Source organism: Arthrobacter sp. NPDC097144 (assembly GCF_044762205.1).
In the GTDB taxonomy this organism is placed as follows: Bacteria; Actinomycetota; Actinomycetes; order Actinomycetales; family Micrococcaceae; genus Arthrobacter_B.
Genome location: NZ_JBIWDW010000010.1, coordinates 34,066 through 52,156, shown reverse-complemented (window position 1 = coordinate 52,156; position 18,091 = coordinate 34,066). Strand labels below are relative to the sequence as shown.

Sequence of the window (18,091 nt, the reverse complement as noted above, 5' to 3'; positions counted from 1 at the left end):
AAGAACTCACTGAGTCAGGAACTCACAGAGTCCGAGACTCTGGGAGCCGGGGATCAACAGATATGGCGCCGAATCACGGGCAGACTCCGAACTCCCCCCAGGGGTGCATTGGTGCACCCAGATGTACGGCGAATGTCACGTCACCACCGCGTCCGGGTCGGCGCTGACAGCGTGTGATGGGGTTGAGTCCTGACCTGGGGAGGGTGAATTGCGGACCATTCGATGCGGTAGGTCGGAATGGCCCGTCCAGATGAATGCCCCATGCCGGTTCGGCCGATAAGTACAGACTCAAAGAACTCACTGAGTCAGGAACTCACAGAGTCCGAGACTCTGGGAGCCGGGGATCAACAGATATGGCGCCGAATCACGGGCAGACTCCGAACTCCCCCCAGGGGTGCATTGGTACACCCAGATGTACGGCGAATGTCACGTCACCACCGCGTCCGGGTCGGCGCTGACAGCGTGTGATGGGGTTGAGTCCTGACCTGGGGAGGGTGAATTGCGGACCATTCGATGCGGTAGGTCGGAATGGCCCGTTCAGATGAATGCCCCATGCCGGTTCGGCCGATAAGTACAGACTCAAAGAACTCACTGAGTCAGGAACTCACAGAGTCCGAGACTCTGGGAGCCGGGGATCAACAGATATGGCGCCGAATCACGGGCAGACTCCGAACTCAGACTCTGTAAGTTTGGGACTCTGTGAGTCAGGGGTCGCCGCCAGCTATTCTGAAAACGTTGCTTCAGAGTCGCGGAGTGCCAGAGTCTATCGGTCAAGATCGCCGTTTGATTCCCACCCTCAGGGGTGCATTGGTGCACCCAGATTTACGGCGAATGTCACGTCACCACCGCGTCCGGGTCGGCGCTGACAGCGTGTGATGGGGTTGAGTCCTGACCTGGGGAGGGTGAATTGCGGACCATTCGATGCGGTAGGTCGGAATGGCCCGTTCAGATGAATGCCCCATGCCGGTTCGGCCGATAGGTACAGACTCAAGAACTCACTGAGTCTGTGATTCCGTGGCCAGCGGACACGCCAGACCAGGCCAACCCCGTGCTCACGATGGGGATGCCCGAGGCTAAGACGAATATGGCTGGCAGACTCCGAAGCCAGACTCCGTGAGTATGGGACTCAGTGAGTGACAGAGTGGACGGCTGTGTGTAGCTGGCGTCCGGAGTAAGGCATACCACTTCGAAGACGCCAGGCCACTGCCAGTCAGCTGCAAACTGCCCGCTCCGCCATAATCAACAGCGGAGCTCAGGATACGGCGTCCGCGGGGAACCCTAGGGCCAGGTTCGAGGGCGGGCAGAGCTGCTGCTGCCACCTGTTCCGCTTCCGCGGCCAGCTCGGCGGGTTCTGTTCCGCGTGACGTTTGGCAACGGCGGTTGCATATGATCGCAGTCCGCGAATTCGGCATGCTCCTACGCTCGCCCTGTCCCTCACTCTAGAGATTGTTCTGGTTTCCGCCCGGGGGCTCCAACCAGGAATCGGGCGTCCGCTGCGCGGCCGGCTCTTTGGCCCGGGGCGCGCCGTCGCAGAGCTCCGGACCCCCCGGGCCTGATGTGTCTACGACGTTTTTTTGCCGTAGCCTCCCCACCGAAGCCACCCCGGCGGACGTTCCGCAAATCTGGCACTGCTCGCTGGTACCTCCGGCGCCATGGTATTCCCCCCATTGGTTACGTGCGGTGTCCCGGACGTCTATCCGCAGAATACCTAGTTTCAGGTCCCGCCGACTACGTGGTTTTTCTGGACGATGAACCGGGCCACCTTCGGGAACTATGTGTCCGCGAAACGGTGCCACCCCTAGGCTTTCACTGCCTCGGCGGGGGCGTGGAGGGGAAACCACTGGAGGCCCGAGGCAAGTCTCGTATTGCACACCCCAATGCTGAGGAGAACACCGTGAAGAAATCATCACCTGCACTCGCCGCCCTCGCCGCAGCCGCAGTTCTGGGGCTCGCGGCCTCACCTGCGTCCGCCGGAGGCCGGCAACACCCACCGGCACCGCCGCCCGCTCCCGTTGCCGGAGAAATAACCACCGTCGCCGGCGGGCTGGCCGGCCCCCTGAGCTTCGCCGTTGGCCGGGGTGGCACCATCGACATAGCTCAATCGTTCGTCGGGATCGTGAGCCGTGTCAGCAACGGCGGCGCAACAACTGAGCTCCTTGCTGCGGCACCACAGGAAACGCCGGGTCAGTATGGCACCTCCTCCATCTCCCGCGCACGCGGCACCACCTACTTCTCGGTGAGTACCGGGCAGGGCTCGCGGGATTCGGCAACAAACATCGGGCTGCTGCAGTCGGTTGACCGCAACGGCAACGTGCGGACCGTCGCCGATATTGCCGGCTATGAATATGCTGCAAACCCGGACGGCATCAATACCTACGGGTTTGAAGAAGCACTGCCCGCCGACTGTGCCGCCCAGCTGCCGCCAGGCGTTGCACCAGCGCCTTACACCGGCCTGAAGGAGTCCAGCCCGGTTGCCTCCCTGCCCGGCCGGAACGGAATAGTCGTGGCTGACGCCGGGATGAATGCCCTGGTGCTGGCCGGTTACGACGGCAGTGTCTCCACGGTTGCCGTGCTGCCGCCGATCACGTTCACCCTCCCTGCCACCTTCCCTCCCGGCTTCGGGTACCCGGAGTGCATAGCGGGCCTCACCTACCGGGCGGAACCCGTCCCGACCGACGTCGAACGCGGCCCCGACGGTGCCCTGTATGTGACCTCGCTGCCGGCGTTTTTTGATGCCGGGGCTCCCGGATCGGTCTTCCGAATCAATCCGGTTACGGGCGTGCCGGAGCTGGTGGCCTTAGGCTCCATCAGGGCAACCGAACTGGCGGTGAACGACAACGGGGACATCTTCGTGGCAGAACTGGACGAAAACCGGATTTCCGTGGTGCCCGCCGGATCTGACACCCCCGAACTGTTCCTGGAAGTCAACCAGCCGTATGCCCTGGAACTGCGCGGAGACGGCCTGTACGCGTCCGTGGATGTACTGGTCGAAGGCCCTCCGCAGGAGCAGGCCAGCGGCAGAATCATCCGGGTTGAACTGGATGACACCTGCCGCGGCCAACACCATCACCACGGCGGCGGACATCACGGGCACGCTGACAGCGGTGTCTTCAGCGACGGGTCGGAGGACTAGCTATGCCGGTAGAGGAAAGTTCTTTCCTCTACCGGCCTGCCCGTGTCGATGCGCAACACTTTGTTGTCGCGAATCCACACCACGTCCAGAGGGATGAGGACGTTGCTCATCCAGAACTCTGTTTGTTTGGGTTCCCCCAGATCAAAAACCATTCCTTGTCCGCCGAGCAGATAAACCCGGCCGCTGAGGCCCTTCTGCTGCCTTTCTGCGCTGTGACCGGCCCACGCTGCACCGTTGCGGCTCTATTGCTCCTGTTTTCCGCTGGCGCTCCAACCAGGAATCGGGCGTCCGCTACGCGGCCGGCTCTTTGGCCCGGGGTGCACCGTCGCAGAGCTCCGGACCCCCCCCGGACCTGATGTGTCTACGACGTTTTTTGCTGCTGTCCTTCGGATCATACGTGCCGGCTCCGGCCTGTCTAGCCCCTCCTTCGTCGGGGCCTGCAGCCCGCAAATTTTCATCCGGCGCTCCTTCGTCGCTGATTCCCTCCGGAAATTTTCCGACCCTTGCCCTGCGGGTAGACAGGCCTGCGTCGGGCACAGCTCGCAAGCTTCGCCAGCAGGCAAAAAACAACGGGGGAGGGGCCAACTGCTGGACCACCACAGGCCGCGAACCCCGCCCGCAACCACAGGAGCACAAGACCATGACTGTTCTGGAACAGATAGACCCGGCCCAGCTGACCATCGACGCGAATGTCCGCGCCGATGTCCAGCTCGACAAGGCTTTTCTTGCCTCAATCAAGGAGCATGGAGTTATTCAGCCTGTCGTCGCCCACCGCACCGAGGACGGCACCGTGCACGTGCTCTACGGCCAGCGCCGCACCCTCGCCGCCGTGGAGAACAAACTGACCGAAATGCCCGTCTACATCGTGGACAGCCTCACCGAAGCCGACCGGCTGGCCAAGCAGGTAGTGGAGAACGACCACAGGCAGGCACTGACTGAGGTGGACCGGGCCGATGCCTTCCACCAGCTCTCACTGCTGGGAGTCTCCGCTACCCAGATCGCCCGCAAAACCGGAGCCAGGAAAACCGTGGTGGACGCGGCCCTGAAAGTCCGCTCCAATGACACGGCCACCGCCGCCCTTGCAGGCGGGATGACGCTGGAAATGGCGGCAGTCATCGAGGAATTCAGCGACGATGCCGCCGCCGTGGAACAGCTCGAACACACCGCAGCGAAGGACCCGCAGTGGTTCAACCACGCCGCCCAGCGGATCAGGGATGACCGCAAACGTGCCGCCGAATTCGCCAGCATGAGCGCCGAACTTGAAGCGCAGAATCTGACCGTCGTCACGGAAAACGTCCTGTACTACGACTACAAGGGACCGATGGCCCCGATTGGTGACCTGCGTACCGCTGACGGGGAACCGCTCACCATTGCAGACGCCAACGCCGCCTACATCGTGCACAAGTACAACGGGGAGATGAACGTGGTTTTCCTGCACACCGATTGGAAAGCCGCGGGATTCATCAAGCCCGGAGCGCCACGGACCGGTGCCATGACAGAGGAAGAGAAAGCCGAACGGCGGACCGTGATCGAGAACAACCGGGCATGGGACGCCGCTCAAAGCGTGCGGGTCGAGTTCATCAAGACCCTGCTTCAGTCCAAGAAGACACCCAAGGATGCTCTGCGGTTCATCTCCGATTCCATGGGAGGGCACTCCTACAGCGTCGCGGACGGCCTGGCCAAGCACCACGGGTTCGCCGCTGAACTGCTCGGAGGAAGCGACAACTACGGCGAGCTGGCACGCATCACGGCAAAGCCCTCCACCCGGCCCGAAACGAACATGCTGGCCATGGTCCTGTCCGGATTCGAGAAAGGCCTTTCCCGCCAGTCATGGCGCAACCCCTCACCCACAGCCAAGCACTACCTGACCCGGCTCGAAACGTGGGGATATACCCTCAGCGACGTCGAGCGGATCATTACCGACCACGGCCAGGAGATCGAGGAAACAGCGCCCGGCCACCGCCTGGCTGAGGTACAGGCCGAGGAAGAGGGAATGATCGCAGAAGAAGCTACCACCGAATAAACAGGACGGGGGAGCGGGGCCGGAACCCAGAGCCGAGGATTCCGGCCCCGGCCCCGGGTTCCCGGAAATCCCTGAGTGCGCGTGCGGCGGCCTCCGCCGCACGCTCCCCCGGCCGCCGCCATGACACGCTCCGCGTTCACTCCACCCAGCACCGACCAAGCCCGGCACGGGCCGGCCTTCGCCCGGGCCAGCGTACCCAGGGCCGCCAGGCACCATAGATTTACTTCATTGGGTGCGGAGGACAATAAGCGAAGCGGGAGCCGTATGGTACGGCTCCCGCTTTCATCTTTTTTGGCGGGCCCAATCCAGCAGGCCCGATAGTTGCATAAGTCCAAGCCCAGAATGAATCCGGTCTGGCTCTTTCCCGCGCTAGTTTTCGTTCTGGCGGGGGGATCTGTTGGGCGATTCCCGCTTAACCAGCAGCTGGATCACTAGTCCGGTCAGCATAAGGAATAGACCGAACGGGCCCCAGAAATCGGATATGGCGACCATCGTAACAGTGCAGACGACCGCCCCGGCGAAGAGTAGCGCGGTGCTCACAGCCATCTGACCCTTGGTTATTCGGACGACCCTGATTATCTCTTTGTTCCGCGTAGCTCTCCGCCCATTCATGATCATGCCCAGCAGCGATAGAGCCCCTAGGAATATTGGGCCCCTGCCTCCGAAGGGAAGTGCACTAGGCGCCAACGCGATGCCAAGAGCCGCGAACGCGAGTACCCCGGCGCTCACGTCGCACTGACGCACTGTAGGCCTGCGATTCAGCAGCCTTTCACCAGTAACTTTGCTCACCACCAATCAAACCCGCAGTCAGTGGACATCGATACAGGCCCATAAACGAAAGCAGCGAAGGTCAGGACCGTTTGTGTCGAAGGACCCGCGTATATGGTCAGGGGGCCCATTGCCCAGCTCAGCGTTTGTAAGCGGCACAGGAAGGAGTCGTTTGAATCATCAACCGATGGTACAGACACGCCTCCGCCCAAACACCCTGGCGAGTTCATGGGAGCGCACCCTGTCATCAGTCCGAGGGGATCTGCGTTGTTGATGGGGTCGTTGGCGGCATAAGCGTAGCGGTTGGCGTTGGCGGGGTCTAGCGGTGCGTCGAGGGTGTCCATTTGCGTCCAGCGGCCAATACCCGGGCTGTACCAGCGCTGCCCGTACTTGACCCACCCGGTAGCCCGGTCCTGCAACCCGACCTTGAACGTGTATGGATTCTGCGGGACGCCTGCTCCTCCTGAGTTTTCGGTGAGGGTGGGCTGGCCGTAAGGGTCGTAGGTGTAGGCGAAGGCCACATATTCCCCGCTGGTGAGCAGGGCAGCCGGGTTACCGGTCCCGTCATACACATACAGGGACTGCATTCCGGTGTTGGTGCGCAGCATCAACGGTTCCCCGGTGACCGGGTCGTGCTCAATATAGGCGGTGAGATTGTCCTTCTTCAGCTGCTCGATGATCGGCATTCCCAAGGCATCGGTGCGCCCGTAGGTGAGCTGATAGGTGCCCTGAGGTGTGGTCTGGGACAGCAGCTCATTCTGGGCTGCACCGGCGTACTTATAGGTGTAGGTCTTCCCGCCGAGGGTGGCGGTGGTCATCTGCTGGGCGCCGTTGTAGGTGTAGGCGCCGGACGGATCGGCGGTGAGGTTGCCCGTGCCGTCGAAGGTGTAGCCGGCGGTGGTGATCTGGTTTGCGGCGTTCACGGCCAGAGTCTGGGTTCCGGAGGGTCCGCCGGAGGTGAGTCGGTTGCCGCGGGCATCGTAGGTGTAGGTGTAGGTCGCCGGTGAGGGACCCCCGGTCACGACGGCTTTCGTGAGCCGGCCTGCCTTGTCGTAGGTGTAAGCCGATACGGCGCCGGAGAGGTTGTCCTTGATCCACTGGACCTTAGACCTGTCCGAGGCGGCATTTGCTGTGCAATTCGGTGCGGCAGTGCCGGCTGTGTAGCAGTAGGACAGGTCCATCACCGGAGTGTTGTCGGTACTGTTTGGTCCGGTTTGCGCGGTGACGCGGACGACCTTGCCGGACGTGTCATATTCAGTGCTTGAATGAGCGGCCCATACCGTGTGGTCTTTGTTGGACTGCATCCAGGAATCGGTTCGCCGTCCCTTGTCGTCAACGCCGAAGGCCAGAGTCTTCAGCACACCATTGAGCGTGTATTTCAGGGCCGTGGGAACACCGGCATCGTCGAATTCATAACCGGTGGTACCGCGGCTGTCAGTCTTGGAGACCAGGTTGGACGCTTTGTCGTAGCCGTAGCTGATGGTTCCGCCACCCGCTGTGTTGGTGCGGGAGGTCAGCCGCCCGAGCTGGTCATACCCGTAGGTGGTGGTCCCTGATCCGTCCACCCGCGCGGTGGTGCGTCCGTCGGCGTCGTAGGTGTAGGAAACAGCGGCGGTACCGTCTGAGAAGGCCTGGGTGAGGACCCGCCCGGCGGTGTCATAAGTGTAGGTAGTGGTGTTCCCGCGGCCGTCCGTGGTGGTTTTGGTGCGGCCCCACTCGTCGTAGGTGAAGTCCTTGGCGGCAAGGGAGGAACCTGTAACGGGGGTCGTTCGGGTCAGCTGCTTGTCCGTGTTGTAGGTGTACTTGGTGGTATTGGTGCCATTACCCGGTGCCTGCGCGGTGGCTACGGTGCCGTCAGCGTTGTAGGTCAGAGCAGCGGTTGCGGCCAAGGCATCGGAGGAGGAAAGCATGTTCCCGGAACCGTTGAAGGTGTACGTGCTTTTGTTGCCCGCATCATCCGTACCGGAGGTAGCCAGGTATTTGGTGTTGGCGGCCGTGTTGGCATACTCAGCCTGGCCGGTCGCCCCGGTGGAGGACTGCGAGGCGGTCATCGACTGTCCCGTGTTGGCGCCGTAGGTGTTCGACGTTGTTCCCGCGGTGGTACCGGTGCCTTGGGTCGCGGTGAGCGTATCGAAGTCAGCGGTGTACGTCTTGGCCTGGGTACGGCCGGCGGCGTCCACGACGGTAGTCACCCGCCCGGTGCCGTCCAGAGTGTAGGTGGTGCGGGGGACTGTGTTCACCGCAGCAGCCTGGTCCGTGTTCGGTCCGGCAAGCAGGACCTGCGTGGCCGACACATAGGACAGCCGCGTCGCGGAGTTGCCGGGGGAACCAGCGGCGTCAGCCACCTTCTCAATCTTGGTGACGCGTGCCTGGTTGTCATAGCTGAACCTGACGGTCGAGCCGGCAGCTGAGGTAATGCGAATGAGCAGGGATCCGCTGTACTCGAAGCGGGTGGATTTTCCGTTCACGTCCTTGTAGCTGACCATGTTGTTGCTGTACTGGTCCTTGGTGAAAGAGGCAGCGCGGGTGCTGGTGCCCGCGGTCTGGCTGATCTTCTCCACCAGGCCTGTCTCGGCACCGTAACTGACCGTGGCGGTGCGGGCCGCCTCACTCGCCCTGGTGCCCACGATCTTCGTTGGCTTATTCCCGGTATAAGTGAGGGCGGTCTTATTGCCGTTGCGGTCCGCAATGGACACGGCTTTGCCGTCCGCGTCGAAGGTCTGCACCTCGGCGGTGGTACGGGATGTCAGCGTGTAGCCGGTGCTGGTTTTGACCAGGTCGGCCTTCACCCCGGCCGGAGGGACGAAAGCAGTGGTGGATCCGGTGACCGGAGTGAAGAGGGCGGAGTATCCGTCTCCGGAGGTGAACAGAACGCCCTTGGAAGTGGTGGACAAGGTTCCGGCGGCAGCAAGGGCCATGCTCCAGCGGGGGGCTGTGTACGAGGAGGCCGCATCAGTGGAACGCGAGTTATAGACCATGCCCAGGCTGGCATCTGAGTTGACGCCCGGCAGGCTGAGAGCGCCAATGGACACGGAGAGGTTGCCGGTCCCAACATCGACCGAGGCACTAACGGAGTCGCTGACCGGGACAGGGAGTCTGGTCGCACCGGGGCGGGACCCCAGAAGGCCAACGGTGTTCTGAGCACCTGCTGAGGCCCCGGGAACTGCTAGGGGAACGGTGGCCTGGACTGGGGTGGCTAACCCCAGCACCAGGGCTGCTGCCGTGGCGGCGGCAGCGAGAGAGCCGGCTTTTTGGGCACGGCGGGATGGCATTAGCAGCATGAAAACCCCCGGAGAATACGAGACTATGCGGGAGTCTGATTGCTCCAGCTGCTCGAACCCTAGGTCTCGCCCAGAGACGGTGTCACCGGACCCGCATACCCGTCTTTGAAACGGAACCACCTGGTTGACAAACCCACCAAAACTGCAGGCAGCCACAACACAACAGGGGCTAGCCGATATGGCGGGGTCTTCGGAATGAGAGCCGAATGCTGACCTTCTAGAACAGGACCACCAGTCAGGGGTCCGAGCCAACCGAAAGGGCAGTCACTCAGGCATCCAACGATCTAGAGCGGCCCTGCGCTGCGCTCCGGACTGAAAGCCTCTTTTTGCCTTGTGCGTGGCTGGGTATCTCCGTCATACAAGGCCATCGATCGTAGCCGTCCGGGGGCCCGTCCAGTCAATCCACGCGCCCAAACGCCGGCACGCGGTCGCTGGCGCTCCCTATTTCGCGCCGTCGTCCGGCCACTCTTCGGGATTGACAGTCCACCCTCGACCGGCTGAATCGGTGGGGGCCTCGCATGGCGGGGCAGAAAGGAGGTGTGGCTAATGAGCATCGACCAGGCGCTGCAGATCACTACCGCGGTAGTGAATCTGGCAACCGCAGTCGTGGCTCTACTCACCGCACGACGCGTGCTCTTAACGAGCAAACGCTCCCGAGGGGCAACTCGGAAGCGTAAGCGACGTGCAAGGAGGTAGTCACACAACCCCCGGTGGTCGTGACCGCAAAGGTTGCGGCCACCGGGCTCCTTTCTCACTCTAATCAGCTCACTACCGAAAGGAAACAGTCATGGTCCTGGTCAATCTGCTGCTCTCGCTCCTGGCACTGGGCGCCGTCACGACAGCCTGGACAGCCATCCGAAAGCACCACAGCTAAGCCGTCAGGACCGGGTGGTGCGCACTAACAGGCTCACCGCCCGGTCCGGCTGTCCGGCTCACCCACTCGGACATTGCAGTGGCGGCCGGCCCGCGATGCCGTGGCGCGGTTTTACGGCCCTGGTTTCCGCCGGGGGGGCTCCAACCAGGAATCGGGCGTCCGCTGCGCGGCCGGCTCTTTGGCCCGGGGGCGCCGTCGCAGAGCTCCGGACCCCCCGGGCCTGATGTGTCTACGACGTTTTTTGCTGCTGTCCTTCGGATCATACGTGCCCGCTCCGGCCTGTCTAGCCCCTCGTTCCTCGGGGCCTGCGGCCCAGGAATTTTTCGGCGGAATGAGCCGGGAATACACCGTCAGAAGGCGCTCATTCCGCCGAAAATTCCCTGTTCCTTGCCCTGCGGGTAGACAGGCCTGCGTCGGGCACAGCTCGCAAGCTTCGCCAGCAGGCAAAAAACAACGGGGGAGGGGCAACCAACTGCCGGCATCACCACAGGCCCCGAACCCCACCCGCAACCACAGGAGCAAAAACCATGAGCAAGCACATCACCGCCACGACCGCCGCCGATATTCTGGCGTTCTTCCCGCACTCACTGGGTTTTGACCCCCGCGAATCGTTCGGCTTTATCACCCTGAACGGCACCCGCACCGGGGCATCCCTTCGGATGGATATCCCCGACGAGTCGGTTAGCCCGTCCGATTTCGCCCAGATGATCGCTCACCACCTGCTGTCGGACACCAACGCAGACGGGACCCTGTTCCTCGTTTACACCAACGAACCGGCCGCAGACCCCTTCGACTTCGACGCCAAACCCTACAAGGACTACGCCCAAGCAATTGAGATCGAGCTTGAAAGCGCAGGCATCCCCATCCGTGACGGCTGGCTCATCACTGACCACGGATGGACAACCTACTTTTGCGAGGATGCAGACTGCTGCACCATGAACCCGCTCAGCGACATTGAAGACAGCGTCCTGAGTGCACACATGGTCTTCGCTGGATCCGCCAAGTGCACCGAACTGGCGGAGAACCCGGCATTTATCGGACGCGAGGACACAGGCCGGAGAATCCACGAGGCAGCGGCCCGGCTTGAAGTCCGCAACCCGGTGGATTTCACCGAACCGGCCATGTGCGAGGCCCGCTCCGCTTGGTACGAGGCTGTAGGCACCCAGCCGGACGAAGAAGCAACAATCCAGCTGGTTTCCTACCTGCAGGTTAAAGCGCTTCGGGACCGCATCATGGCCGACATGATCAATCCCGCCGAGGACGAAGGCATCTACCGGGCTGTTTTCATGGGACAGCATCCCGAACGCCCGGACTGGTCACGGGTGGACGCGTGCGAGGTCCTGCTGGTCCAGCTGCTGGCCTGCACGCCCACCGCGGACCGCGCCCCGCTCTTTAGCGCTCTTGGCTGGCTGGCTTGGTACAAGGGACAAGGGTCCTTGGCCGCGGACTATCTGGCTAAGGCCATGGAATCCGAACCGGGTTACAGGCTTGCGGAACTGCTGGACGAAATGCTTCGAACAGGCCTGCTGGCCAAAACGTCCACCAACCCCAACACCGCCTACAAGAGAGGAACCCACAGCTAGGAGACAGAAGAGGGGCCGGAATCCCATGAACGGGGTTCCGACCCTATTTCTATGCAGGCCGGTCCGCCCAGGTGCGCGGGCGGCGTCCTCCGCCGCACGCTCCCCCGGCCGCCGCCATGACACGCTGCGCGTCCACACCACCCAGCCCAGGAACAACCCCACGGATCCCGGTACAGTGGGCCGCACCAAAACCACTACCTCCAGGACTACAGTCAATGCGCACACCGGACTTCATTCATGCCAACGGCCTGAGCATCCCAAAGGCACCGGCAACGCGGCGCCCCTCTGACACCGCCGCCGAGGCCGGCATCGCCCACATCCTGGACGTCCAGAGGAATGCAGCTCCAGGTCCAACGGATCTGTCATGGATACCGGAGGGCGACAGCCGGCTCTTGGAAGGCTGACATTACGGAAGACGGAAGGACCGCCCAGCCGGGCGATCCTTAAAATGCGACGTTCTCCGCTATTGGTCCCTCTTAGGTGGGCTCTCCCCATGCTTCACGTATCTGGTCTCCGATGATTTTGTTCTGATCAGGATCGACCAGAGGCATGGTGGTTGATCCTGAACCTTGCCCTGTGCCGATGTTGCCGAGCCTGCGAGAAATTCGCCCCACGTCGGTCTTGGGGATACCTGTGCGGTCGGCAATGGCTCGCACGCTGAGCCCCTCAACAAGCAAGGCATAAACAGCCTGTTCCTTGACCTGGGCGAGTACCTGGTCGGCTAATTCTGACCGCTGCCGAGCTGAAGCTACTGCAGCAGCGGCCCTCTCACCACGACCGACCCCGAAGAAAGACTGAAAAGGCCCGCGTTCAATACGGTCTTTCCTGGAGAGAGACTTATCCCAGTTGTCTACGTAAAGGTAATCCTCATGTTGTCCCATGCTGGGACAGTAACAGGTGTCCCAGCATGGGACAAGGGTTCTCTGCCACTGTTCTGCCGGATGCCCAGATGAGCCTTTCTGGCGTAGACACATTACGGCCCTGGTTTCCGCCTGGGGGCTCCAACCAGGAATCGGGCGTCCGCTGCGCGGCCGGCTCTTTGGCCCGGGGCGTGCCGTCGCAGAGCTCCGGACCCCCCGGGCCTGATGTGTCTACGACGTTTTTTGCTGCTGTCCTTCGGATCATACGTGCCCGCTCCGGCCTGTCTAGCCCCTCGTTCCTCGGGGCCTGCGGCCCAGGAATTTTTCGGCGGAATGAGCCGGGAATACACCGTCAGAAGGCGCTCATTCCGCCGAAAATTTCCTGAACCTTGCCCAAGGGTAGACAGGCCTGCGTCGGGCACAGCTCGCAAGCTTCGCCAGCAGGCAAAAACAACGGGGGAGGGGCCAACTGCCGGCATCACCACAGGCCCCGAACCCCACCCGCAACCACAGGAGCAAAAACCATGAACCACCAATTCACCACGCAGGACACCTGCGAGACCGTGCAGGCCCCGCAGCTGCCCGCCGACGACCGCACCGGCGACGGCTACGACTGGATGGACACCCTCACGGGAACTCCGTGGGCTGTCCTGCCCAACTGGGGCAGTGAAGGATGGGACGCCGGAGCATGGCCCTACATCATCTTCGCGGCCGCCAAGCACACCGATGCAGAAGGGCCCCTGTACGGGTACGGCCTCTACATCGAAGGCGACACCCACACCCACTGGTTCCGCACCCAGAGCGCCTACCACGACGCGATCACGGCGGCAGTGTTCGACTTCTGGAAGCTCGGCCACTCATCCGGGCCGGAGGACCTGCCCGGCACCGCCGCCGAACTGCCCAGCCGCTACCGCAAGCCCTACCTTGGCTGGATTCCCGGACGGGAAACCGCAGATTAACTGATCGGCCGGGCCGCGCACCTTCCCCAGATGCGCGGCCCGGCCCTCGCAGAGCTCGGGCCGGGCGCCGGGTCCGCTGCTTCCTGGACCCAGCCCCGCCCGTCAACCGACACTGCCGACGGGATCAAGCAGAAACGACAGGGGAGGGGCCGGCTGCCGGTCCCGCTGCCTGCCGACCCGGCTCCCAGGGGAATCGAACCTCCCAGCACAGCAAGCTCGGAGAAAAGGCATTCTTTGGACGAATCCGGGAACGGCGCGGAAGGGCTTCGTTCTAAGCCGGCGGTTTCCGCTTGAAAGGCTGAGCGACGCCATCAAAATCGGCCTTTGACGAGTACAGAATAAGGCCGGAAAACCCCTAGAATAAGCGGCAAAACCCTTGTTTATTCATCTGAATAAAAGGATAATAGAAGTAGCAGCAAAGCCAAGGAATCTTTATCCAGCCGGACCACGAAACCTGAGGAATGAGTGCCATGACCATCACCGTCTACACCAAACCCGGTTGCGGACCCTGCAAGCTCACCGTCCGTAAGTTTGAATCTGCCGGCCTCAATCCTCAGATCGTGGACATCACCACCAATTCGGAAGCCCTGGACTACATCAGCGACGAACTCGGATACGCCCAGGCACCGGTCGTCGTGTACGAAAAAGACGGATCCGAAGACCACTGGTCAGGGCTGCAGCCCGACAAGATCAACAAAGTCATCGAGCTGGAAAAAACGCACTAACCCATAAAAAGCAGCACCACCCTATCCAAAGGAAGCTGATCACCATGGCAGGCGAAACCACCATCACCGTTATCGGAAACCTCACCACCGACCCCGAACTGCGCTTCACCCCCAACGGCGCAGCAGTCGCAAACTTCACCATTGCCTCCACCCCCAGCACCTTTGACCGGAAGACCAACGACTGGAAAGACGGCGACACCCTGTACCTGCGCGGCAGCGTCTGGCGGGAAGCGGCTGAAAACGCGGCCGAATCCCTCACCAAGGGAACCCGTGTCGTCGCCCACGGCGTGCTGAAGCCCCGCAGCTACGAAACCAAAGAAGGGGAGAAGCGCACCGTCATCGAATTCGAGGTCGAGGAAATCGGTGCATCGCTGCGCTACGCAACCGTCAAAATCACCCGATCCGGCAAGCAGGCACCCGCAGCGGCCGCCGCCAACCATCCCGCCAACCAACCGGCCGGCGAACCCGCACAGACCCCGGACAACTCCTGGGAAAGCTGGGCAAACTCCTAACATGGCCGAAAGACTCATCGAACTCGACGTCAGTGGAGAGCACGACCTCTACGTGCTCTCCACTGCACTCGAATACATCAGGGAAGAATTCCTGGCCCGCAGCGAGGATCCCACCGAAGCCACCGGAGCACCTTTCCTGCAGTGGGCAGCTGCAGCCGAGAACCTAAGAATCCAGGTACAGGAACATTGAATCTGTATGCGCATTCACTGACGTCCAAACAGCCGGCGAAGACAGCAGGAGAACAAGGCCGATGAGTAAGAAAAAACCGGCACAATTCACCCCCTACTTCACCACCGAGGACGCCGAACAGATCCGGGCAGCGTTCCTGGCCGCAGGTGCGGCCGAAGGTTACGGGTCTGTGTCAGACTTGATCGAAGCAGCAGCCCTGCGCGAGGTGCGCAGGCTGCAGCGCAAATACAATCAGGGCAGAAAATGGGAACCGGTACAGGCCGGCGCCCTGCGCCCGGGCAGACGGACACTCGAAGAAGAGAAGCACCGCGCCCCATAGATTTCCTTCGTTGGTTGCGGAGGGCAGTAAGGGAAGCGGGAACCATGTGGTGTGGTTCCCGCTTCCACCCTTTAACGCCCAGCCACGAGCCCGGACCAAAGCAACACGCGCCACCGTGGCGGAATCCTCTGTTTCTTGCTTAGCTGCGTCCATGACCGGATCGACAGACCTGGAACCCTCAGAGACGGAGCCCTGGACTCCCCAGCACTGGTCCCGCCAAGAGTGGTTTTACATGTGGACCAAAGGGCTCGACCCATGGCGGATCGCCGTTCTCTGCAGAGTGCCGTACCGCAAGGTCTACGAACACATCCGAAACAGAATCGCCTATCACCCCGAGCTGTTCGGTCAGCGGCTCATGGTCCACGACCAGCCGACCCTTCCACCGGGCGGATTCAAGAAACTGAAACCCAGCTGGGAGGAACGGGCCGCCCAACTGGCCGACTTCCGCCAGGCGCACGGCAGGTTCCCCCGCGGGTACATCGAGGGCGAGCAGCAGCTGTACACGTTCATGCAGTACCAGCGGCAGCAATACCGGGCCGGCAAACTCCCCGAACCGCGGAAGTCTTTCCTGGACGAGCATTTGCCCGGCTGGTTAACGCCACCAAAGAAAGAACGTGAAGAAGCGCTGTGGGAGCAGCGGGCACAGGAGCTGGAGAAATTTATCGCTGAAAACGGCCGGTATCCGCGGTATAAAACTGCGGTTGAACCGCTGGAGAAGGTCCTGGCTGTCTGGATGCAGCGGCAGCGAGATTGCCTGCGGAGAGGAACATTGCGACAGGGCAGGAGAACACGGCTGGAACAACAGAATCCAAACTGGCACCGGTCCAGCTGCTGAACGCCGCTGCGCAGGGTTGGGCCAGCCCCTAACGTGCCTGCGGTGATTACATAATGTCGGCATGTGCAATTATCAGATCATGGGAACAGTGCAATATCTCGCATATAGAGAGCATCAGCGCCAACGTGTACAGACAAACGACACGATGATGGGCCTCTTAGCGGGCTCAAAACTCGCATCTCAAACTCTGATGCTCACCGAAGGCTCGAAACTCCTCATGAGCGAGATATTTCCCGGCGTCGAGCACATCCGCCGGTTCAACCTGACAACAGAGAAGGCGAGGGAAGTCCTTGAGGACGCTGAAGAACTACTGGGCGTTCTGGCCGTTCCGCAGGTGATGGCACTGCAAGAGCATCTCTTGGTGGGAATGCTTGAGATCCTCCAGGGGAATGTCCCCGGAGTGGGAAACCTCGTGTCCGGAGCGAAGGCCGCGAACGTCCATGAAAAATTTGAGTCTGCGACCGGGAGTAGTTTCACTCCAGAGACGCTGAGCCTATTTCATTTGATTCGGACGGCAAGGAATACCCATATTCATAGTGGCGGCAAAGCAAACAAAGCGCTTGTGGATGCAGCTAGTACGGCTGAGCCGCCCACCCGCGAAGTTTGGACCTTGGTCACGAAGACGGCATTTCCAACCTACGGCTTGGGCGATAAAGTAGCCCTTAACCTCCCTGAGCTGATTGGAATCTTAGCCATCACCAAACGTTTGGCGGAAGAAGCTAATTCCATACTCCAACAGACTCTTCCGAGGAGCACGTGGGCAGACATCGCCGTTGCCGATTGGCTTGAGACACGGGGTCTTGGCAACAAGGACCAGCAAAACAAGCAACTGTACGGGCAGACAAGAATGTACTACGGACCTCTGAAACTCACAGTCCAAGATCTAGAGGCAGCTAAGGCGAGAGCCGGTATACCTTAAAACGACGGAGGAGTTGGATCCTTAGACCCAACTCCTCCGTCAACAACAGCCGGTTGCTTTACCCGTTAAGCTACAACCTCCATAGGAGACCGCCGGGACTCGAACCCGGAACAACCCGGTTCTGTGAAGTGCTCAGTCGCGAACCAACGTGGCCCAAAGCCATGCACTCCTATGAACATCTATGACTATACACTACCCAACAGACCTGCGCTTTGGGCGGTTTTTCGGTGACCAGCCCCGGACTGATATCCCCGTTGTCGCCGACAGAGAAGGGTAGGTCCGGTCCCATTGGCAGATCATGGCCAGCGACCGTAAACGATGGAATTGGAGACACCGGGGACTGAGATGGGACACGCCAGGAGAACCTGTCTCGTTATCCGTGTCCGATTGCCAAGGGGAAGCTCGGAAGGCGTCCCGGTCAGGATCGGCCTATCAGACGTCGTTCACACCCCTTATCGAAGCGAAACACTGCTGCCGTCGACCACTAACGCTTGACCATCGCGCAGACCCCAGTAGGGCTCGTCCGCCCGGGAGTAAGCAGCAGCCACCCGTGTTAAGGCCTCGCGCTCGGGATGTTCCGGAGAATCGAGGTGGGGGACGAAGGGCCGATCCAGGATGCCGAGACCGTCAAATTGAACGGCTCCGTACGTGGACAGGGCATCCTCGGTTGAGTCGCACTCTTCGAGGCCCAACAGGCTCGGGGCGAGGACGCAGCCTCCGGCGCTGAAGCCGGCATAGACCAGGGCGTCTGCCTCGAGGCGATCCGTAATGAGATTGTCGGCCCCCGATTGCGCTAGAGCCGCCCGGAGCGTGAAGACGTTGCCGCCCCGGACCCAAAGGAAGTCCGGTTGGCCAATCTTGGCTGCCAGACTCACAGAGTCGTGCCCCCGAAGATCGAGCTCACGCGCTGCCAGCCCGACGTCCGCGAGATTCTTAATCTGGCGTTCAGTCTCTAGCCGCCGCGTCCCAAGATCGGCCCCGTCGAAGGCGTTCATGATGACCCACCCACGCCCTCTTCCACCGACCAGTCCTGTAAACACTTCAGGATGGTCGCCGAGCTGGTAGGACGACAGATAAAGACGCATCCAGGCATTATCCCGACTTTCGCGC

The 18,091-nt window shown here is 61.6% G+C and carries 14 protein-coding genes and 1 pseudogene; 11 read left to right on the top strand and 4 right to left on the bottom strand.

What is annotated here, in order from left to right; translation table 11 throughout:
• Window positions 1-1,894: 1,894 nt before the first annotated feature.
• Window positions 1,895-3,133, top strand: a complete 1,239-nt coding sequence (locus tag ACIQXM_RS18045; RefSeq protein WP_400934129.1) for a ScyD/ScyE family protein — start codon at window positions 1,895-1,897, stop codon at window positions 3,131-3,133.
• Here ACIQXM_RS18045 and ACIQXM_RS18040 read toward each other — a convergent pair.
• Window positions 3,130-3,336: pseudogene (locus tag ACIQXM_RS18040) on the bottom strand (DUF192 domain-containing protein); the annotation flags it as partial. The gene ACIQXM_RS18045 and the pseudogene ACIQXM_RS18040 overlap by 4 nt on opposite strands.
• 437 nt (window positions 3,337-3,773) lie before the next feature.
• On the opposite strand from ACIQXM_RS18040, the gene ACIQXM_RS18035 reads away from it, so the two are divergent.
• Window positions 3,774-5,156: a ParB/RepB/Spo0J family partition protein gene (locus ACIQXM_RS18035; protein ID WP_400934126.1), complete on the top strand. Its 1,383-nt coding sequence runs from the start codon at window positions 3,774-3,776 to the stop codon at window positions 5,154-5,156.
• A gap of 785 nt (window positions 5,157-5,941) precedes the next feature.
• On the opposite strand, the gene ACIQXM_RS18030 is transcribed toward ACIQXM_RS18035, so the two are convergent.
• Entirely contained in the window at window positions 5,942-9,205 is a 3,264-nt protein-coding gene (locus ACIQXM_RS18030) for an RHS repeat domain-containing protein (RefSeq protein ID WP_400934123.1), read from the bottom strand.
• 1,401 nt (window positions 9,206-10,606) lie between these two features.
• Here ACIQXM_RS18030 and ACIQXM_RS18025 point away from each other — a divergent pair.
• On the top strand, window positions 10,607-11,662 hold the full coding sequence (locus ACIQXM_RS18025; RefSeq protein ID WP_400934120.1) for a DUF4192 domain-containing protein: 1,056 nt from the start codon (window positions 10,607-10,609) through the stop codon (window positions 11,660-11,662).
• Between the two features lie 215 nt (window positions 11,663-11,877).
• The gene (locus tag ACIQXM_RS18020) at window positions 11,878-12,066 is read left to right on the top strand and encodes a hypothetical protein (RefSeq protein WP_400934115.1); all 189 of its coding nucleotides are present in this window, start codon (window positions 11,878-11,880) and stop codon (window positions 12,064-12,066) included.
• A 72-nt stretch (window positions 12,067-12,138) separates the two neighbouring features.
• On the opposite strand, the gene ACIQXM_RS18015 is transcribed toward ACIQXM_RS18020, so the two are convergent.
• Entirely contained in the window at window positions 12,139-12,543 is a 405-nt protein-coding gene (locus tag ACIQXM_RS18015) for a hypothetical protein (RefSeq protein WP_400934112.1), read from the bottom strand.
• A gap of 503 nt (window positions 12,544-13,046) precedes the next feature.
• On the opposite strand from ACIQXM_RS18015, the gene ACIQXM_RS18010 reads away from it, so the two are divergent.
• The 7 genes from ACIQXM_RS18010 (at window position 13,047) to ACIQXM_RS17980 (ending at window position 16,981) form a co-directional block, all read left to right on the top strand.
• The gene (locus ACIQXM_RS18010) at window positions 13,047-13,481 is read left to right on the top strand and encodes a hypothetical protein (RefSeq protein WP_400934109.1); all 435 of its coding nucleotides are present in this window, start codon (window positions 13,047-13,049) and stop codon (window positions 13,479-13,481) included.
• Between the two features lie 461 nt (window positions 13,482-13,942).
• Window positions 13,943-14,206 (top strand): glutaredoxin family protein, encoded by a 264-nt coding sequence (locus tag ACIQXM_RS18005; RefSeq protein ID WP_400934107.1) that lies wholly within the window; start codon window positions 13,943-13,945, stop codon window positions 14,204-14,206.
• Between the two features lie 44 nt (window positions 14,207-14,250).
• Entirely contained in the window at window positions 14,251-14,718 is a 468-nt protein-coding gene (locus ACIQXM_RS18000; protein ID WP_400934104.1) for a single-stranded DNA-binding protein, read from the top strand.
• 1 nt (window position 14,719) lies between these two features.
• Window positions 14,720-14,908 (top strand): hypothetical protein, encoded by a 189-nt coding sequence (locus ACIQXM_RS17995; RefSeq protein ID WP_400934102.1) that lies wholly within the window; start codon window positions 14,720-14,722, stop codon window positions 14,906-14,908.
• A 61-nt stretch (window positions 14,909-14,969) separates the two neighbouring features.
• Window positions 14,970-15,227: a hypothetical protein gene (locus ACIQXM_RS17990; protein WP_400934097.1), complete on the top strand. Its 258-nt coding sequence runs from the start codon at window positions 14,970-14,972 to the stop codon at window positions 15,225-15,227.
• 232 nt (window positions 15,228-15,459) lie between these two features.
• Window positions 15,460-16,062, top strand: a complete 603-nt coding sequence (locus tag ACIQXM_RS17985) for a helicase associated domain-containing protein (RefSeq protein ID WP_400934094.1) — start codon at window positions 15,460-15,462, stop codon at window positions 16,060-16,062.
• Window positions 16,063-16,150: 88 nt separating this feature from the next.
• A complete protein-coding gene (locus tag ACIQXM_RS17980; protein WP_400934092.1) occupies window positions 16,151-16,981 on the top strand; it encodes a hypothetical protein in 831 nt (276 codons plus the stop codon).
• 452 nt (window positions 16,982-17,433) lie between these two features.
• On the opposite strand, the gene ACIQXM_RS17975 is transcribed toward ACIQXM_RS17980, so the two are convergent.
• Complete coding sequence (locus ACIQXM_RS17975) at window positions 17,434-18,066, bottom strand: Type 1 glutamine amidotransferase-like domain-containing protein (protein WP_400934090.1); 633 nt, start codon at window positions 18,064-18,066, stop codon at window positions 17,434-17,436.
• Window positions 18,067-18,091 lie beyond the last annotated feature (25 nt).

Coding starts and splice junctions, on each gene's coding strand:
- ACIQXM_RS18035 (WP_400934126.1), top strand. CDS start 3,774: ATGACTGTTCTGGAACAGATAGACCCGGCCCAGCTGACCATCGACGCG.
- ACIQXM_RS18030 (WP_400934123.1), bottom strand. CDS start 9,205: ATGCTGCTAATGCCATCCCGCCGTGCCCAAAAAGCCGGCTCTCTCGCT.
- ACIQXM_RS18025 (WP_400934120.1), top strand. CDS start 10,607: ATGAGCAAGCACATCACCGCCACGACCGCCGCCGATATTCTGGCGTTC.
- ACIQXM_RS18020 (WP_400934115.1), top strand. CDS start 11,878: ATGCGCACACCGGACTTCATTCATGCCAACGGCCTGAGCATCCCAAAG.
- ACIQXM_RS18015 (WP_400934112.1), bottom strand. CDS start 12,543: ATGGGACAACATGAGGATTACCTTTACGTAGACAACTGGGATAAGTCT.
- ACIQXM_RS18010 (WP_400934109.1), top strand. CDS start 13,047: ATGAACCACCAATTCACCACGCAGGACACCTGCGAGACCGTGCAGGCC.
- ACIQXM_RS18005 (WP_400934107.1), top strand. CDS start 13,943: ATGAGTGCCATGACCATCACCGTCTACACCAAACCCGGTTGCGGACCC.
- ACIQXM_RS18000 (WP_400934104.1), top strand. CDS start 14,251: ATGGCAGGCGAAACCACCATCACCGTTATCGGAAACCTCACCACCGAC.
- ACIQXM_RS17995 (WP_400934102.1), top strand. CDS start 14,720: ATGGCCGAAAGACTCATCGAACTCGACGTCAGTGGAGAGCACGACCTC.
- ACIQXM_RS17990 (WP_400934097.1), top strand. CDS start 14,970: ATGAGTAAGAAAAAACCGGCACAATTCACCCCCTACTTCACCACCGAG.
- ACIQXM_RS17985 (WP_400934094.1), top strand. CDS start 15,460: ATGTGGACCAAAGGGCTCGACCCATGGCGGATCGCCGTTCTCTGCAGA.
- ACIQXM_RS17975 (WP_400934090.1), bottom strand. CDS start 18,066: ATGCGTCTTTATCTGTCGTCCTACCAGCTCGGCGACCATCCTGAAGTG.